General features: G+C 41.4%; 16 protein-coding genes. 11 read left to right on the top strand and 5 right to left on the bottom strand.

What is annotated here, in order from left to right:
• Positions 1–46: 46 nt before the first annotated feature.
• A complete protein-coding gene (locus AB9K32_RS13030) occupies positions 47–616 on the top strand; it encodes a DUF3109 family protein (protein ID WP_369885432.1) in 570 nt (189 codons plus the stop codon).
• On the opposite strand, the gene AB9K32_RS13025 is transcribed toward AB9K32_RS13030, so the two are convergent.
• The 4 genes from AB9K32_RS13025 to AB9K32_RS13010 all read right to left on the bottom strand — a co-directional run bounded on the left by AB9K32_RS13025 (position 609) and on the right by AB9K32_RS13010 (position 6,794).
• Complete coding sequence (locus AB9K32_RS13025) at positions 609–2,534, bottom strand: tetratricopeptide repeat protein (RefSeq protein WP_369885431.1); 1,926 nt, start codon at positions 2,532–2,534, stop codon at positions 609–611. The genes AB9K32_RS13030 and AB9K32_RS13025 overlap by 8 nt on opposite strands.
• Before the next feature lie 57 nt (positions 2,535–2,591).
• Positions 2,592–3,326: a LytTR family DNA-binding domain-containing protein gene (locus AB9K32_RS13020; RefSeq protein WP_224835821.1), complete on the bottom strand. Its 735-nt coding sequence runs from the start codon at positions 3,324–3,326 to the stop codon at positions 2,592–2,594.
• Positions 3,327–4,422: 1,096 nt separating this feature from the next.
• Positions 4,423–5,076, bottom strand: coding sequence for a gluconate 2-dehydrogenase subunit 3 family protein (locus AB9K32_RS13015; protein WP_293297622.1), 654 nt, complete (start codon positions 5,074–5,076; stop codon positions 4,423–4,425).
• On the bottom strand, positions 5,076–6,794 hold the full coding sequence (locus tag AB9K32_RS13010) for a GMC oxidoreductase (RefSeq protein WP_224835819.1): 1,719 nt from the start codon (positions 6,792–6,794) through the stop codon (positions 5,076–5,078). Before AB9K32_RS13010 ends, AB9K32_RS13015 begins: the two co-directional genes overlap by 1 nt.
• Positions 6,795–6,930: 136 nt before the next feature.
• Here AB9K32_RS13010 and AB9K32_RS13005 point away from each other — a divergent pair, with 136 nt between their 5' ends.
• The 4 genes from AB9K32_RS13005 to AB9K32_RS12990 are packed head-to-tail and all read left to right on the top strand — an operon-like array spanning position 6,931 to position 10,788.
• A complete protein-coding gene (locus tag AB9K32_RS13005) occupies positions 6,931–7,929 on the top strand; it encodes a sugar phosphate isomerase/epimerase (RefSeq protein ID WP_224835818.1) in 999 nt (332 codons plus the stop codon).
• A 20-nt stretch (positions 7,930–7,949) separates the two neighbouring features.
• Positions 7,950–8,393 (top strand): DinB family protein, encoded by a 444-nt coding sequence (locus AB9K32_RS13000; protein ID WP_224835817.1) that lies wholly within the window; start codon positions 7,950–7,952, stop codon positions 8,391–8,393.
• 20 nt (positions 8,394–8,413) lie between these two features.
• Positions 8,414–9,643, top strand: coding sequence for a nucleoside permease (locus AB9K32_RS12995; protein WP_224835816.1), 1,230 nt, complete (start codon positions 8,414–8,416; stop codon positions 9,641–9,643).
• 8 nt (positions 9,644–9,651) lie between these two features.
• Positions 9,652–10,788, top strand: a complete 1,137-nt coding sequence (locus tag AB9K32_RS12990; protein WP_369885430.1) for a Gfo/Idh/MocA family protein — start codon at positions 9,652–9,654, stop codon at positions 10,786–10,788.
• Between the two features lie 47 nt (positions 10,789–10,835).
• On the opposite strand, the gene AB9K32_RS12985 is transcribed toward AB9K32_RS12990, so the two are convergent.
• Entirely contained in the window at positions 10,836–11,300 is a 465-nt protein-coding gene (locus AB9K32_RS12985; RefSeq protein ID WP_369885429.1) for an ASCH domain-containing protein, read from the bottom strand.
• Positions 11,301–11,458: 158 nt separating this feature from the next.
• On the opposite strand from AB9K32_RS12985, the gene AB9K32_RS12980 reads away from it, so the two are divergent.
• The 6 genes from AB9K32_RS12980 to nadD all read left to right on the top strand — a co-directional run bounded on the left by AB9K32_RS12980 (position 11,459) and on the right by nadD (position 16,130).
• Complete coding sequence (locus AB9K32_RS12980) at positions 11,459–12,511, top strand: sugar phosphate isomerase/epimerase (RefSeq protein WP_252081121.1); 1,053 nt, start codon at positions 11,459–11,461, stop codon at positions 12,509–12,511.
• The gene (locus tag AB9K32_RS12975; RefSeq protein ID WP_369885428.1) at positions 12,508–13,251 is read left to right on the top strand and encodes a DUF1080 domain-containing protein; all 744 of its coding nucleotides are present in this window, start codon (positions 12,508–12,510) and stop codon (positions 13,249–13,251) included. Before AB9K32_RS12980 ends, AB9K32_RS12975 begins: the two co-directional genes overlap by 4 nt.
• A 1-nt stretch (position 13,252) precedes the next feature.
• Positions 13,253–14,008, top strand: coding sequence for a DUF1080 domain-containing protein (locus tag AB9K32_RS12970; protein ID WP_293297601.1), 756 nt, complete (start codon positions 13,253–13,255; stop codon positions 14,006–14,008).
• An 80-nt stretch (positions 14,009–14,088) separates the two neighbouring features.
• Positions 14,089–14,946: a YicC/YloC family endoribonuclease gene (locus AB9K32_RS12965; RefSeq protein WP_369885427.1), complete on the top strand. Its 858-nt coding sequence runs from the start codon at positions 14,089–14,091 to the stop codon at positions 14,944–14,946.
• On the top strand, positions 14,943–15,536 hold the full coding sequence (gene gmk / locus AB9K32_RS12960) for a guanylate kinase (RefSeq protein ID WP_224835809.1): 594 nt from the start codon (positions 14,943–14,945) through the stop codon (positions 15,534–15,536). The genes AB9K32_RS12965 and gmk overlap by 4 nt, the downstream gene beginning before the upstream one ends.
• Positions 15,537–15,545: 9 nt before the next feature.
• A complete protein-coding gene (gene nadD / locus AB9K32_RS12955; protein WP_224835808.1) occupies positions 15,546–16,130 on the top strand; it encodes a nicotinate (nicotinamide) nucleotide adenylyltransferase in 585 nt (194 codons plus the stop codon).
• The last annotated feature ends 15 nt before the right edge of the window (positions 16,131–16,145 follow it).

The raw sequence follows: 16,145 nt of genomic DNA, 5'->3' as shown, positions 1-16,145 counted from the left end.
TCAATTTTTTGTTTTGGATTACCTTTGCGATAAAAGTTGATTCTTTATGTTCCAAATTGGTAAAACCATTGTGTCCGAAGAGATTTTGCAGAACGATTTTGTTTGCAATCTCAATGCTTGTAAAGGGGCCTGTTGTGTAGGGGGTGAATATGGCGCTCCCTTGGAAGATTCCGAGACCGATAGGCTTGTGGACATTTATCAAGATGTAAAACCTTTTTTACGTCCGGAAGGAATTAGTGCCATAGAGGAACAAGGTGCCTTTGTGAAAGGGGAAGATGGTGAGTGGGAAACTCCGTTGGTAAACAATAATGAGTGTGCCTATGTTGTTTTTTCGGAAGACGGGGTTGCAAAATGTGGGTTGGAGGCTGCTTACGAAGCTGGAGTTACCAAATGGAAAAAGCCCATATCGTGCTATTTATATCCGGTAAGGACCAGGGAATACACCGAATTTACCGCGGTAAACTACCATAAATGGGAAATCTGTGATCCCGCTTGCTCTTTGGGAGCAGAATTAAAGGTGCCCATTTATAAATTTGTAAAGGATGCCTTGGTCCAAAAGTTTGGAGAGTATTGGTACCGGGAATTGGAGACCGTAGCCAAGGAAAGCGCTAAATAGTAGGGATATCCAACACTACCTTGGTTCCGTTCGGATTGCCATTTTCATCAAAAAGGTCCATAATCGCCACATCAAATTTATTTTGATAATCCTTGGCAAAATTGGCCAACCTTTCTTTGGTAATATGTATGCCCAATGACTTTCTTTTAAGAACCCTGTTTTCTTTGTTGAGCTCCGCCATAGTTCGGCCTACTCCGTTGTCCACTATCTCGATGGTTACATGGCCCTTGTCCTTATGCTTCACATTGATCTGTATTTTTTTGTCCCCTTCTTTTGGGGATAGCCCGTGCCAAAGTGAGTTTTCCAAAAATGGTTGTAATGTAAGGGATGGGATTTTGATATTGTCCACATTGATATCTTTCTCTACCTGGATCTTAAAATCTATCTCATTGGAAAACCTGATATTTTCTATATTCATGTAAAGCTCCATGGTGCCCAATTCTTCCGATAAGGAAATTTCTTTTTGGGATGAGGCTTCAAGAATTTTGCGGACGAGTTTGGAAAATTTGTTCAGATAATGAACGGCATTTTTCTGCTCGTTGTTTATAATGTAAAGTTTAATGGAATTCAATGAGTTGAACAAAAAGTGCGGGTTCATTTGGCTGCGCAACATTTTTTGTTCCAAGGTGAGCACTCTTTTCTCGTTCTTGCTTTGGTATTGCCTGTACAAAATGTAAAGAATGGAAGAAATAAGCCCCACGATCAAGGCGCTTACCAATAATGTGGTCTGGTTTTTTTTCAATCTTAACCTAACAATCTCATTTTCTTTGGCCAATACTGCAATTTGATTGTTTTTCTTATCGTTTTCGTATTTTACGATAACATCGTTCATGTACCGTAGGTTGGTGGCACTCGAAATCTGTTTATCGTACTCACCGGCTTTTTTGTAATACTCGTAGGCCTGTTTAAAATTTCCTCTGCCATTCTCCAGATCGGACAATTTTTCGTAGGCATATAGGATATTACTGGGGATATTCCTGGTTTGGGCCATTTCCAGGCCTTCGAAGATATAATTCTCCGCTTTATCGTAATTGGCCAATTTTGTGTGGGCCCATCCGGTATTGATATAAACCAAGGAGGTAATGGAAAAGTCCCCGATATTTTTGGATTCGTTCTGTAAAGGCTCTAAAAGAACCAATGCCAGATAAGGCATGTTCTGTTTTAAATAAATCTGTGCCAAACTGTTCTTGCAGATCACACGGCCTATGTCGGAGTCTATTTCTTCGTTATAGGCCAAAGACTTTCTGTAGTTTTCGAGAGCTCCCTCCAAATCTCCTTTTTCCTCCAAACAGTGTCCTATGTTTTGATGGTTGATCGCCAATCCGAGTTGATTGCCCATCTCTTCTTCCAGTTTTAGGGCTCGTTCAAACTGCAGAATGGCCAAATCGTACTGTTCCAACGATTGGTAGAGGTTACCAATACCATTTAAGGCTACATTGATACTTCTTTTGATGTGGTTGGATGGATTCTCTACCTGTTCTGCCAGTTCCAATGCCCTCTGGTTGTAGTCCAATGCTGTTTTTATGGCGTCTGTTCGGCGGTATACGACCCCTAACATATTTAAGCTGAGTACTCTAAAATCTATACTATTGGCCTCCTCCGAAATTTCAAGGGCCTGCTCGTGCAGTTTTACAGCTTTTTCATACTGGGAAATGTTCCTGTATTTCATTCCCAATAAGTTGAGTGCATATGCCCTGCCTTCAGAATATTCATTTTCCCTGCTCGAATTGTCAAAAAACCGAAGTAAGGTAGTATCTCTTTTGTCCGGGTACAACTCTTTGTCCAATGCCTCGTAAGTCTTGGGCCGAAGCTGCACCAAGGTTTCCACTTTTTCTATAAACTCTTCGGGAATTTCCTGTGCACTTGATAGGTTAAAAACAAAAAAGAGCGAAAGAAAAAGCACTGTGTTTCTTTTCACTCGATTCAGGTATTCGACTTGTGTAAAGTTTTCTATAGGCACGGGAACATTGCGGGATTAAAGCATATCCAAAAAGTCGGATTTTTTTTGTCGGGAAACAGGGATTTTATGGTTGGATTCCAAAACAACATAACCGTCCGTTTTAAGGAATTCCTTTATTTTGTTCAGGTTTATGATGTAGGAATTATGGATTCTAAAGAAGCTGTTTTGGGGCAACAGGGCATTGACTTCCTTGAGTTTTTTGGTAAGCAGGATTTTTTGCCCATCAGCTAAAAAAATGGTACTGTAATTTCCGTCCGATTCTGCATAAAGTATATCGTCACTGTTGAGGAAGACCAACTTGCCATCCGTATTGATGGTTATTTTTTTATTATGGGAGTCCGCATTGAAGTTGAGCAATATTTTCTCCAACTTTTCTACGGTCAGGTTTTTGGCGTTGAACTTTTTTATTTTGGTAATGGTTTCCTCAAGATCATCCGAATCGATGGGTTTTAGCAAATAATCGATGGCCTCGTTTTTTAAGGCTTGCAGTGCGTACTGGTTGTAGGCAGTGGTGATTACAACAGGGAAATCCTTGTTCTTTAGGTTCTTTATGAATTGAAAACCGTCCATTGCAGGCATTTCAATATCCAAGAACAAACAATCTGGAGTGTTTTGTTCCAAATAGGTCAAGGCTTCTCGGGCATCGGTAAAGGACGCAATAATATCCACTTCATCGCTCAAATTGGTAAGTTCCCAACTCAAACTTTGTAGGGCCTTAATCTCATCATCAACAATTACTGCTTCTAGCATAATATAATATAGGTATAATCAAATTTAGAATTATTCCCCAAATACTGCTAAAATTATGTGTTAATGGATATTTAGTGCGTATAACTGGTAAAAAAAACAAAACCAAAGGAAATCTGGTGATTTATAAGGACTTCCTTGTTCAATACTACGGATTTCGCCTACACACCTAAAATATACAACAGCCGATTATACACAAAAAGCTGCAATTTATACATAGAGCTCCTGAGCAAGGGCTTTTGTTATCTATATTCGGCATGTCAAAAAACAAAGGACAGACCAAATAGCCAGCAGATGAGAAAATGTGCAATATTGTTCCTGATTTTGATAATGGCTCTTATTTTTGCCGCAGTATCAGAAAAGAATAGTGCCGAATTAAATTCGGATTGGAATAGTGTGGTTGCCAAGAAATGATTTTGGCATCCCATTACAAGCTCTTTAAAATTTTGTATTACCAATAGAATGTACGGCCACAGCAACCAATCACATGATTGTAAAAACCGCTTGCAAGATTAAATCTTCAATTAGGCTGCAATCCGGATTTGATTTTAGGTTTCGGGGGAACTACCTAGAACAAATAAAGATTATACCGGCCATGATTGAAGAGGCCGTACTCTTGGTAATATTAAGCTAATAGTTCATCATAAAAGATAGGCCGGGCAAGTTTCTTGCCCGGCTTTTTGTTTATTAAGAGTTACTATTCTGTGTAAAATGTTGGAAGTGCCAGATGTCAACATTTTGTGTTAAAAACTTTACTGCATTTACAGCCCCTATTGCTTCTTTAATCCGCAGTATTTTTAAATATTTGCAACCATCCCAAATGTATTTTTACAAGTTTCCGCTATAGCTCTCCATAGGGCAATGGTGTATTTAATTGGGAAAAAGAAATACTGTAGTCTGGTTGATGTATTTTACAAAATGTTAGGTTACAGTTTTACTGTACTGTATTTATGCGGTACGTGTGATAGTGTTTATTGATTTTAATACCTCGGATGAGTTCACCCCACATTAGAACGTTCCGAGGTATTTTTGTTTGTGCAGGAAACTAAAAAAGCCTCCTATTTAGGAGGCTTCTATTTTTATTGGAGGCTTCTAAAACTTAGAGTGACCATGCTTTACCATTGGTCAAAGTTGTAACATCCTCACAGGCAATATACTCTCCTGGTATTGGAAGATAAGCTAAAACTTCCTCTCCCACATATTCGGAATTTTTGTAGGCCCATGTCGCCAAATCCCTTAGTTCGTGGGCAAAGGATACTCTGGAAATCTCATCGTCCAAAGTTGCCTCGCCGCCTTCCATTATGGCTTGCATATAGCTCATAATGGCCTCGTTCTGCAAATCCTCTTCCTCGTCAGTTCGTTTTTTCAAATATGTTGCAAGGGCTGGTTCTATATCCACAGGTTCTATATCCATTAAGGATTCCTTACCGGAATCTGCCAAAACCTTTTCGTAAAATTTGTTCATCTTCATCACAACAAAGTCTCTTTGTTCCAACGGCATTACCTCATCCAAGTAAGCATCGATAAACGCATGTACGTTCATCTCTGTTGCAGAAGGGGTATCTGTTTTTGGAAGAATCACATCCAGGGTCTGTGCCATGGCATAACCTTTGTCCTTATCAAGGAAATTTGGAGTCCATTCCGCATATGCCGGTTTGTTCTTGCAACTTTGTAGTAACGACAATAATGTTGGAGTGGCAACGGCATAACCAAAAGCCAACCCCATATTTTTGAGTGCTGATCTTCTTTCCATTATATATTTCCTTTTTTAAGTTCTTGAGCTGCATGGTTGGCCGCTCTTGCAGTAAATGCCATATACGTTAACGATGGATTCACACAGCTTGCCGAGGTCATAAACGCACCATCGGTTACATAAACATTCTTACATCCGTGTACCTGGTTGTTTCCGTTTACAACAGAAGTTTTTGGGTCACGGCCCATACGGGCGGTACCCATTTCATGGATTCCAAGTCCAAGGGCATAGGGCCGATCATATGGAGTAATGTCCTTGGCGCCGGCCTTTTCCAACATTTGAACCGCTTGGTCCTGCATGTCTTTACGCATGTTGATCTCGTTCTCGCGGATTTCGGCATCAAAAGTTACGGTTGGTAGTCCCCATTTATCCTTTTTGTCGTAATCCAAAGTCATTTTGTTATCGTGGTAAGGTAGTATCTCACCAAAGGCAAGCATATTCATGGTCCAACCACCTGGGGTCAACATGGCATCCTTGTAATCTTTTCCAAAAGAAGCTTCGGCAATCAATTCTTCATAGTTGCCTCTACCGGCACCACCTTGGTATCCGTAACCTCTGGTGAAATTTTTCATGTCGGAGTCGCCTCCTAGGTTTCTAAACCTTGGGATATAAATTCCATTTGGCTTTCTTCCTTTGTAGTATTTGTCTTCGTATCCTTCAAACTTTCCGGATGCTCCTACCAAGAAGTGGTGGTCCATAATGTTATGTCCCAATTCTCCAGAATCGTTTCCTAATCCATTGGGGAATCTATCGGATTTGGATTGCATCAAAATAGAAGTGGATGCAACAGCCGAAGCACAAAGGAATATAACCTTGGCCTTGAACTCGAACTCTTCTTTGGTCTCTCTGTCTATAACCTTAACGCCTGTTGCTTTTTGGGTATTTGGATCATATATGACCTCGTGGACTATGGAGTCGGGTCTTAAGGTCATGTTGCCTGTGCGTTCAGCTGCGGGCAAAGTAGAGGAAACACTACTAAAGTATGCTCCGAAAGGACACCCTCTGATACATCTGTTTCTAAACTGGCAACGTACACGTCCATCGCCATCAAATTTTTTATCACTGTTAATGTGAGCTACCCTACCGGCGGTAATAACCCGTCCGTTAAAATGCTCGGCAACCTTACCCCTAACATGGTCTTCCACACAGTTAAGTTCCATCATGGGTTCAAACTGGCCGTCAGGCAATTGTGGTAGACCCAGGTTTTCCCCGGAAACTCCTATATAACTTTCAACTTTATCGTACCAAGGGGCTATATCCTTGTATCTTACCGGCCAATCAACGGCGATACCTTCGTTCTTATTGGCGGCGAAATCAATATCGCTCCAACGGTAGCTGTGTCTCCCCCACATAATGGAACGTCCGCCCACATGGTAGCCACGCATCCAATCAAAACGTTTGGTTTCATTGTAAGGGTGATCTAAATCGTTTACAAACCAGTGCTTGGAGGCCGCCCCAGTGGTATAGCCTGTTCTGGATTGTTTTTCTTGTTGTTTGATATCTTCTCGGGTTGCGTTCCCGGCATGGGGGAAATCCCAAGGATCCATATTGGCTGTTGGGTAATCTTCACGGTGCTTTACCATGGGACCTCGTTCCAAGACCAAGGTCTTGAGGCCATTTTCGCACAATTCTTTGGCAGCCCAACCACCACTGATACCCGTTCCTACCACGATGGCATCATAGGATTCCTGCTCCTGATTGTAATAAAATTTACTCATTTATTCGGATTGTTTATTTGCTAAATGTATTAATTATTAAATTAATTTTCTACATTTAATCCCTATGTTTATTGAGAATTCAGCACTATAACGTTGTAGTTTTTGGATTCTGAAAGAAATTAACCAACATAAAAATATGAACAGACGTAGATTAACCCAAAAAAGTATCGTAACCCTAATTTTTGTTGTTTTTTTAGGATTTTCTTCCTGTAAGGAAAATCAAAAAAAAGAATCCGAAGCAGAAAAAGTAACAGAGCAAGAAGTTGCAGAGGAGTCCAAACCGGAAATTAAACTCTCATTGGCCCAATGGTCCATGCACAAAATGATTCTTGAAGAAGGAGTGGACCCATACTCTTTTGCAGAAAAGGCGAGCAACTGGGGCTTTGAAGGACTGGAGTATGTAAGCGGCCTATATTACAAAGAATTGCAGGCAGCCAATTTTTCGGAAGAAGCGATGAACAATTGGGTGGAAAAAAGCAAGGCAGAAAGTGAAAAATATGGGCTTCGGAACCTTTTGATCATGGTGGACGGCCAAGGGGATATTGCAGTGGAAGACGAAACCAAAAGAACAGAAGCTGTGGAAAACCATTACAAATGGGTAGATGCGGCCGCAGCATTGGGCTGTCATTCCATTCGTGTTAACCTAAATGGGAGCATGGAGCCCGAAGTTTGGATTCCGGCCTCTGTTGAAGGACTTAAGCAATTGGCAGGCTATGCCAAGGAAAAGAACATCAATATTATTGTGGAAAACCATGGCGGCCCATCTTCGAACGGTGCATTGTTGGCCGAGGTAATGGAGAAGGTGGGTATGGAAAACTGCGGCACACTACCAGATTTTGGTAATTTTTGTATCAAAAGAGAGGCCGGCGACTACTATTCGTCCAAATGCTTGGAAGAATACGATCGTTATAAAGGAACCAAAGAACTTATGCCTTATGCAAAAGGTGTAAGCGCCAAATCCTATAGTTTTGATGAAGAAGGCAACGAGACCAGAGTGGATTATCCACGGATCATGGAGATTGTTCTGGAATCCGGATACGAAGGTTTTGTTGGAGTAGAATATGAAGGCTCCGACCTGAGCGAAGAAGAAGGGATTTTGGCAACCAAAAGGCTCTTGGAGAGAATAGTGCAGTAAAACGAACACAATAGCATCAAATGAAGGGGTTTTTACAGCAGCTCTTCGATTACAATTTTTATTGTAACAAAAAAATTATCGAGCAATGCAGTGGTCGGGAAAAAGTTTCTGGCGACTGCATTAGACTTTTTAGTCACATACTCAATGCGCACCATATTTGGAACCAGAGATTACTTGGTTCGGAAGTAAAGTTCGATGTTTGGGATCAACATGATATGGTACTATGGGAAGAAATCCATTACGAAAATCAAAAGACCTCTTTTGAAATTATTTCCAATACGGATACCTTTGAAAAACGTGTTGAATATGTGAACAGCCAACAAGTTCACTTTTCTAACGAGGTAAAGGATATTCTTTTTCATATTATCAATCATTCCACCCACCATCGCGGTCAAATTATGATGGAATGGAGAAAGGCTGGTATAGCTCCGGAACCTTTGGATTATATACACTACAAACGATAACAACTAACTAATTACACAACATGAATTTTAAGACCAAATTTCAACTGTCCTTTATGATGTTCCTCGAATTTTTTATTTGGGGCGGATGGTTTGTAACACTGGGAACTTTTTTGGGAACCAATTTAAAAGCTAGCGGCGGGGAGATCGCCCAGGCGTTTTCCACTCAATCTTGGGGTGCCATAATAGCTCCTTTTATTATTGGGTTGATCGCAGACCGATATTTTAATGCTGAACGGATTTTGGGCATTTTGCACCTAATAGGGGCATTTTTAATGTACCAAATGTATCAGACCACGGAATTCTCCGTGTTCTATCCATATGTTTTGGGCTATATGATCTTGTACATGCCGACTTTGGCATTGGTCAATTCCATTTCATTTAATCAAATGAAAGATCCTGCCAAGGAATTCTCGCCGATTAGGGTGTTTGGAACCATTGGCTGGATAGTTGCTGGATTGGTGATCAGTTATGTTTTTCTGTGGGATTCACCCGAGAGTTTGTCCGCTGGAATGCTGAAAAACACTTTTTTAATGGTAGCCATAGCATCGGCAATATTGGGGTTGTTCAGCTTTACCTTGCCCAAAACACCGCCAAGAGTGGACAAGACCGAAAAAGTCACCATAACCGATGTGTTGGGGCTCGATGCCTTGAAATTGTTGAAGGATAAAAACTTTTTGGTTTTCTTTATTGCCTCGGTATTGATTTGTATCCCATTGGCCTTTTACTATCAAAACGCCAATCCATTCCTCACCGAGATCGGATTGGACAATCCGACCGGAAAAATGACCATTGGGCAAGCTTCCGAAGTGCTTTTCATGCTATTATTGCCACTGTTCTTTACAAGATTTGGCTTTAAAAAGACCATATTGGTCGGAATGTTGGCCTGGACTGTACGTTATTTGCTCTTTGCATATGGTAATGCAGGCGATTTGGCATTTATGTTGATTTTGGGGATAGCACTTCACGGAATTTGTTACGATTTTTTCTTCGTGTCCGGCCAGATCTACACCGATACCAAAGCGGGCGAAAAATATAAGAGTGCAGCTCAAGGACTGATCACCTTGGCCACTTATGGAGTGGGGATGTTGATAGGGTTTTGGATAGCAGGAAAAATTACGGACTCCTATTTATTGGAAGACGGAAGCCATGTTTGGCAAAACATCTGGATTTACCCAGCAATATTTGCAGCCGTGGTATTTGTGCTGTTTGCGTTGGTATTTAAAAATGAAAAAGTAGAATATAAATCATAATAAAAAACATGCCTAAAAAAATAAGACTTGGAATTCTTGGTGGGGGCGGCGACTCCCTTATCGGAGTTTTGCACCGCGTAGCCTCTTTTATAAATGATAATTATGAAATCGTTGGGGCCGTATTTACCCCCGAACTGGAAGATAGTTTAGCGTTCGCAAAAGAGATAGATATTCCAACGAATCGAATTTATAAGGATTTCGACACCTTGGTGGAAGAAGAAATGAAACTGCCGGAAGACGAACGTATTCAGGTCTGTTCTATCCTCACTCCAAACTTTCTTCATTTTCCGATGGCAAAAAAACTGTTGGAAAATGGATTCAATGTCATTTGTGAAAAACCAATGACCACCAGCTATGAGGAGGCCAAAATATTGCAGGAAACCCTAAAAAAGGCAGGAACCGTATTTGCGGTCACCCATACCTATACAGGTTACCCAATGGTGCGTCAAATGAGGGAGATGATCAAGGAAGGGGTCATTGGAAAGATACACAAGGTCGATGCCCAATATTACCAAGGTTGGATGAACCCGATAATCCATGATAAAGAAAAGCGCGGCACCGTTTGGCGCTTGGACCCTAAAAAGGCAGGGATTAGTTCTTGTATGGGAGACATTGGAGTACATGCCTTTAATATGGTCGAGTACACCACCGGATTAAGGGTTAGATCTCTATTGTGCGATTTCAATTATTTGTACGACGATAACCAAATGGACATGGATGGAACCGCTTTGATACGAATGGATAAGAATGTAAAAGGCGTCATTAGGGCAAGTCAGGTGGCCACTGGGGAAGAAAATAACCTAACCATTGCCGTTTATGGTGAAAAAGGAGGTTTAAAATGGGAGCAGGAGAACCCTAACTACCTATATAAATTAAATGATCCAGAACCTTTGCAAGTATACAAGCCAGGACATGGGTACAATTCCGAACTCTCTTTGGGCGGTACAAAATTGCCACCAGGCCACCCAGAAGGAATTTTTGATGCCATGGCGAACATATATTTGGGCGTGGCCAAGGCAATTCGTGGAGAAGCCTATAACAACGGAGAATTTCCGACCATAATAGATGGTGTGCGTGGCCTAAATTTTATAGAAAACACCGTTGCTTCACACAAGAATGGAAATGTTTGGGTAGATATGGATTGATCCAGAACCCAAAATAATAGATATAATGGCTGTCCAATGGACGGCCATTATTTTTTATATAGCATTTCAAATTGCTCGAACACAATGATCATGCTTTCCTTTGGAGTTGTGCCAAATTTGGCCAATTCGCGGGTGTAGTAGTCCCAATGGGTCTTTTTCCAATGTTCCAGACTTTTATCCCCTTCACCTTCCAAACGGGCGTGTTCTTCTCTAATACTAAAATAAGGGAGCAGTTTTACCCCAGTGGTGCGAATAATACATTTGGCATTCCCGTCCCAATCCGTAACCACATAAAAATCTCCGATTCTAGGTATATTTTCGTTGCGGAGCTGTAAACCTTTTAAGGAATGTGAGGTGGCTCTTTTGGTTTCTTTGCAAACAAGATCTGCACAAGTATTGGCATCTTGTTCATTATCACAAAAATGTATCACTTTTGGAGCATCTTGGGAGGCAAACTCCAAATGGGCATCTAAAAAATCGCCCCATAAATTGCGGGCAGAAGCATTTTCCATATGTGGTTTTTATAAGCGGTAAGCTATTTTAATTGTATATGAATTCCTATATTTATGTTTTGCTACATGAGGTGTAAAAATAGCATAGTTTTTTTCTTAAATATAGAAGATAAATCCCAATTTGATTGGGATTTCCTAATTCCTTAAAATTAAATTCAATGAAGACAATCAAAGGACCAGCTGTGTTCTTGGCTCAATTTGTGGACAGTCAACCTCCTTTCAATACCTTGGATGGAATGTGCAAGTGGGCCTCCGACCTTGGTTACAAGGGCATTCAAATACCAACTTGGGAATCATTTCTTATAGATTTGGACCAAGCAGCAGAAAGTCAGGATTATTGCGATGAGCTCAAGGGAAAAATTAATTCCTACGGATTGGAGATCACCGAACTTTCCACCCACTTGCAGGGACAATTGGTGGCTGTTCATCCTGCATACGATATTATGTTCGATAATTTTGCTCCCAAGGAACTGCACGGAAAACCGAAAGAACGAACCAAATGGGCAGTTGAAACGGTTAAAAAAGCGGCAACAGCAAGCCGTAGGCTCGGACTTAACGTCCATGCCACTTTTTCGGGCTCATTGCTTTGGCATACCGCCCACCCGTGGCCACAGCGTCCTGCCGGATTGGTGGAAATGGGTTTTGAAGAGCTCGCCAATCGATGGAAGCCCATCCTCGATCATTTTGATGAAGAGGGCGTGGATGTCTGTTACGAGATTCATCCCGGAGAAGACCTTCACGATGGGGATACTTTTGAAAGATTTTTGGAAGCTACGGGAAACCATAAGCGCGTAAACATACTTTATGATCCAAGTCACTTTGTTTTGCAACAACTGGATTATATTGCGTATATCGATCATTATCATGAGTTCATCAAATCCTTTCACGTAAAGGATTCGGAATTTAACCCAACAGGTAAAAAGGGAGCATTTGGCGGTTTCAACGATTGGGGAGACAGAGCAGGGAGATACAGGTCCCTAGGGGATGGACAGATCGATTTTAAGACCATTTTCTCCAAACTTACCCAATATGGCTGCGATGTTTGGGCCGTTATGGAATGGGAATGCTGTATTAAAAGCCCGGAACAAGGAGCGCGCGAAGGCGCTAAATTTATTCAAGATCATATAATAGAGGCAACAACCAAAACCTTTGACGATTTTGCCGGAGCAGATGTGGATAAGGAAAAATTGAAAAAAATACTTGGACTATGAAAAGAGCTTTGATGTTGGCATTACTGGCCATTAGCGTTGCCTGTAAAGAAAACCCAAAGGAAAATAAGGAAGAAAAAGAAGAAGTGATCGAGATTGTGAAAGAATCCGAAAATGAGTGGGTTACCCTATTCGACGGAAGTTCATTCGAAGGTTGGCATTACTATAATGGCGGACCAGTTACCGAGCCATGGAAATTGGAAGATGGGGCCATGGTGTTCTACCCACCGGAAAACAGGGAAGAAGGAGCGTCTTTTAATTTGGTTAGTGATGCTGAGTTTACGGATTTTATTTTGACTATGGAATGGAAAATTGCCGAAGGGGGAAATAGTGGGATTTTTTGGGGTGTTTCAGAAGATGAAAAATACGCCCAGCCCTATTTAACAGGACCAGAAATACAAGTGTTGGACAATGAAAGACATCCTGATGCCCAAAATGGGGAAAATCGTATGGCAGGAGCTTTGTACGATATGGTTTCGCCTACCCAACATGTAACCAAGCCAGCCGGTGAATGGAATACGTTTGAATTAATGGTGAACCATAAGACCAACAAAGGACATGTAGTATTGAATGGAACAAAAATAGTGGAGTTTCCAGTGCATGGGCCGGATTGGGACAAAATGGTCACATCCTCAAAATTTGCAGATTGGGAAGGTTTTGGCGCTTACAGGACTGGAAAAATCGGTTTACAAGATCATGGGGACAGGGTGTCCTATAAAAACATAAAGATCAAAGCATTATAATATGTATAAATTAAAAATTGTTCCATTGCTTTTGGCCATCTTGTTTAGTGGATGGACTTGGTCCCAGGACATAGAGCCAACCACTCCCGAGGAAACGGAGATTTATGAACCAGTGCCGCCAAAGGTAATTCCGGGCAAAGCAGGAGCTCCTCCAAGTGATGCCATCGTACTTTTTGATGGGACATCTTTTAAAAATTGGATAAGTTCCAGGGATAGCACGGATGCCAAATGGCTCTTGAACGAAGATGGCAGCATGACCGTAAAGGACAAGACGGGAGATATTCAGACCAAACAAAATTTTGGGAGCATTCAGCTTCATATTGAGTGGAAATCCCCAGCAGAAGTGCAAATGGATGGACAAAACCGAGGTAATAGCGGTGTTTTCTTAAATGGAATCTATGAAGTTCAAGTATTGGACAACAATAACAACGACACCTATGTAAATGGTCAAGTGGGCTCCATTTATAAACAGCATGTACCCTTGGCCATGGCATCGGTCCCATCTGGCGAATGGAACACCTACGATATTATTTATCATGCACCAGTGTTCGAAAAAGGACAAAAAATAAAATCTGGGACCATTACCGTTATCCACAATGGTGTGTTGATCCAGGACCATGTGGAGATCAAGGGCACAACGCCATATATTGGTTGGCCCAAGAATCCGCCACATGGCAAGGGACCTCTTAGGCTTCAGGACCATGGGGACAATAGCAGGGTGAGCTACCGTAATATTTGGGTCAGGGAACTGGAGTAGTTTTCAAGGGGCCAAAATTTAGAATCTTCAAAGGTCAAAATCTATTTTGGTTACCTTTGGCAAAATTTAATCATACGTATATGATTCAATCCATGACAGGCTTTGGGAAGCACGTAGTTCAGCTTCCTTCAAAAAAAATTACAATAGAGCTTAAATCGCTCAACAGCAAAAATCTGGATATTAATGCCAGGCTTCCACAGTTTTATAGGGAAAAGGAGCTGGAATTACGTAAAATGATTGCCAGTGCCCTAAACAGGGGTAAAGTGGATTTTAGCCTTTATGTGGAAATAACCGGTGAGGAGACTACGGCAGAAGTTAACAAGGGTGTAGTTAAAAAGTATATGGAGCAATTGGCCGCAATAGCCCAAGGAGATGACATTAAACTGTTGGAAATGGCGTTACGTATGCCCGACACCCTTAAAACCGATAAAGACGACATCGATGCCGAAGAGTACGATGCCATTAAAAAAGCAATGGACGAGGCCTTATCCAAAATAGTGGAGTTCCGCAATGAGGAAGGCAAGGTTTTGGAGCAGGATTTTGTAGAACGATTAAAAAAACTCAACGAACTTTTGGATGCTGTAAAAAGCATGGATCCAGATAGGTTGGCTACGATACGGGAACGTTTGGAGAAAGCTGTGGCCGACCTTAAGATGGAATTGGATGCGAATAGATTTGAACAAGAACTCATCTATTATTTGGAAAAGTACGACATTACCGAAGAAAAGGTACGTTTGGCGAACCATTTAAAATATTTTGAAACCACCCTGAATTCCAAAGAATCCAATGGCAAAAAACTAGGGTTCATCTCACAAGAAATAGGAAGGGAAATCAATACCATAGGATCCAAGGCCAATTTTGCACCCATGCAACAATTGGTGGTCCAAATGAAGGACGAATTGGAAAAGATAAAAGAACAAATGCTCAATGTGCTATGACAGAAGGTGGTAAACTCATCATATTTTCGGCCCCATCGGGAAGTGGTAAAACTACCATTGTAAAACATTTGTTGAATCAGCCGGAACTCAACTTGGCCTTTTCCATTTCCGCAACCTCGCGCCCGCGCAGGGGCAAGGAAAAAAATGGGGTCAACTACTATTTTATGTCCGTTTCCCAATTTAAGCGACACATTAAGGATGGCGATTTTTTGGAATGGGAAGAAGTGTACCGCGACAATTTTTATGGGACTTTAAAAAGTGAAGTGGAACGTTTGTGGGCAGAAGGCAAGAATGTAATATTTGATATCGATGTTTCTGGCGGGCTAAGGATCAAAAAGAAATTTCCGGACAAGACCTTGGCCGTTTTTGTGAAGCCTCCCAGTGTGGATGAGCTAAAGATCAGACTTAAAAAGCGCAGCACGGAGAGTGACGATAAGATCAATATGAGAATTGCCAAAGCGTCGGTAGAATTGGCAACCGCCCCTCAGTTTGATAAGATTATTAAAAACTATGATCTGGATGTAGCTCTCGACGAAGCCCACAAATTGGTCGCCGATTTTGTTGGGGCCAAGAATCCCGATTCAAAATAAGATTGACGTATGAAACAGGTAGGGCTCTTTTTTGGAACCTTTAACCCGATACATATTGGTCATTTGATCATTGCCAACCATTTGGTGGAGTTTTCCGATTTGGATGAAGTTTGGTTTGTTATAACCCCGCAAAGTCCATTTAAGGTAAAGCAATCGCTTTTGGACAACAATCACCGGTTCCAAATGGTGTACGAAGCTGTACAGGATTATCCCAGGCTCAAACCCAGTACAATTGAGTTTGATTTACCACAGCCCAACTATACTTCCGATACCTTGGCCCATCTGGAAGATAAATATGGCCCGGATTATGCGTTTTCATTGATCATGGGCGAAGACAATCTGAAAAGTTTCCACAAATGGAAAAATTATGAAGCCATATTGGAGCAATACTCGATCCATGTTTACCCGCGCATTTCTACGGGCGAGATGGCCCATCAATTTGAGGATCACCCCAAAATCACCAAGGTCAGTGCGCCGATAATGGAAATATCGTCCACTTTTATTCGAAAGGCCCATAATCAAGGAAAAAATATTCGTCCAATGCTGCCCGAACCGGTGTGGAAATATATGGACGAGATGAACTTTTACAGATAAAAAAACACGAACTGT

This window comes from Allomuricauda sp. XS_ASV26, from assembly GCF_041224615.1.
GTDB classification, from domain to species: Bacteria; Bacteroidota; Bacteroidia; order Flavobacteriales; family Flavobacteriaceae; genus Flagellimonas; species Flagellimonas alginolytica.
This window is presented reverse-complemented; position numbering and strand designations above follow the sequence as displayed.

Coding starts and splice junctions, on each gene's coding strand:
- AB9K32_RS12990 (WP_369885430.1), top strand. CDS start 9,652: ATGCCTAAAAAAATAAGACTTGGAATTCTTGGTGGGGGCGGCGACTCC.
- AB9K32_RS13030 (WP_369885432.1), top strand. CDS start 47: ATGTTCCAAATTGGTAAAACCATTGTGTCCGAAGAGATTTTGCAGAAC.
- gmk (WP_224835809.1), top strand. CDS start 14,943: ATGACAGAAGGTGGTAAACTCATCATATTTTCGGCCCCATCGGGAAGT.
- AB9K32_RS13020 (WP_224835821.1), bottom strand. CDS start 3,326: ATGCTAGAAGCAGTAATTGTTGATGATGAGATTAAGGCCCTACAAAGT.
- AB9K32_RS12970 (WP_293297601.1), top strand. CDS start 13,253: ATGTATAAATTAAAAATTGTTCCATTGCTTTTGGCCATCTTGTTTAGT.
- AB9K32_RS12975 (WP_369885428.1), top strand. CDS start 12,508: ATGAAAAGAGCTTTGATGTTGGCATTACTGGCCATTAGCGTTGCCTGT.
- AB9K32_RS12995 (WP_224835816.1), top strand. CDS start 8,414: ATGAATTTTAAGACCAAATTTCAACTGTCCTTTATGATGTTCCTCGAA.
- AB9K32_RS13015 (WP_293297622.1), bottom strand. CDS start 5,076: ATGGAAAGAAGATCAGCACTCAAAAATATGGGGTTGGCTTTTGGTTAT.
- AB9K32_RS12985 (WP_369885429.1), bottom strand. CDS start 11,300: ATGGAAAATGCTTCTGCCCGCAATTTATGGGGCGATTTTTTAGATGCC.
- AB9K32_RS13010 (WP_224835819.1), bottom strand. CDS start 6,794: ATGAGTAAATTTTATTACAATCAGGAGCAGGAATCCTATGATGCCATC.
- AB9K32_RS12980 (WP_252081121.1), top strand. CDS start 11,459: ATGAAGACAATCAAAGGACCAGCTGTGTTCTTGGCTCAATTTGTGGAC.
- AB9K32_RS13000 (WP_224835817.1), top strand. CDS start 7,950: ATGAAGGGGTTTTTACAGCAGCTCTTCGATTACAATTTTTATTGTAAC.
- AB9K32_RS12965 (WP_369885427.1), top strand. CDS start 14,089: ATGATTCAATCCATGACAGGCTTTGGGAAGCACGTAGTTCAGCTTCCT.
- AB9K32_RS13005 (WP_224835818.1), top strand. CDS start 6,931: ATGAACAGACGTAGATTAACCCAAAAAAGTATCGTAACCCTAATTTTT.
- nadD (WP_224835808.1), top strand. CDS start 15,546: ATGAAACAGGTAGGGCTCTTTTTTGGAACCTTTAACCCGATACATATT.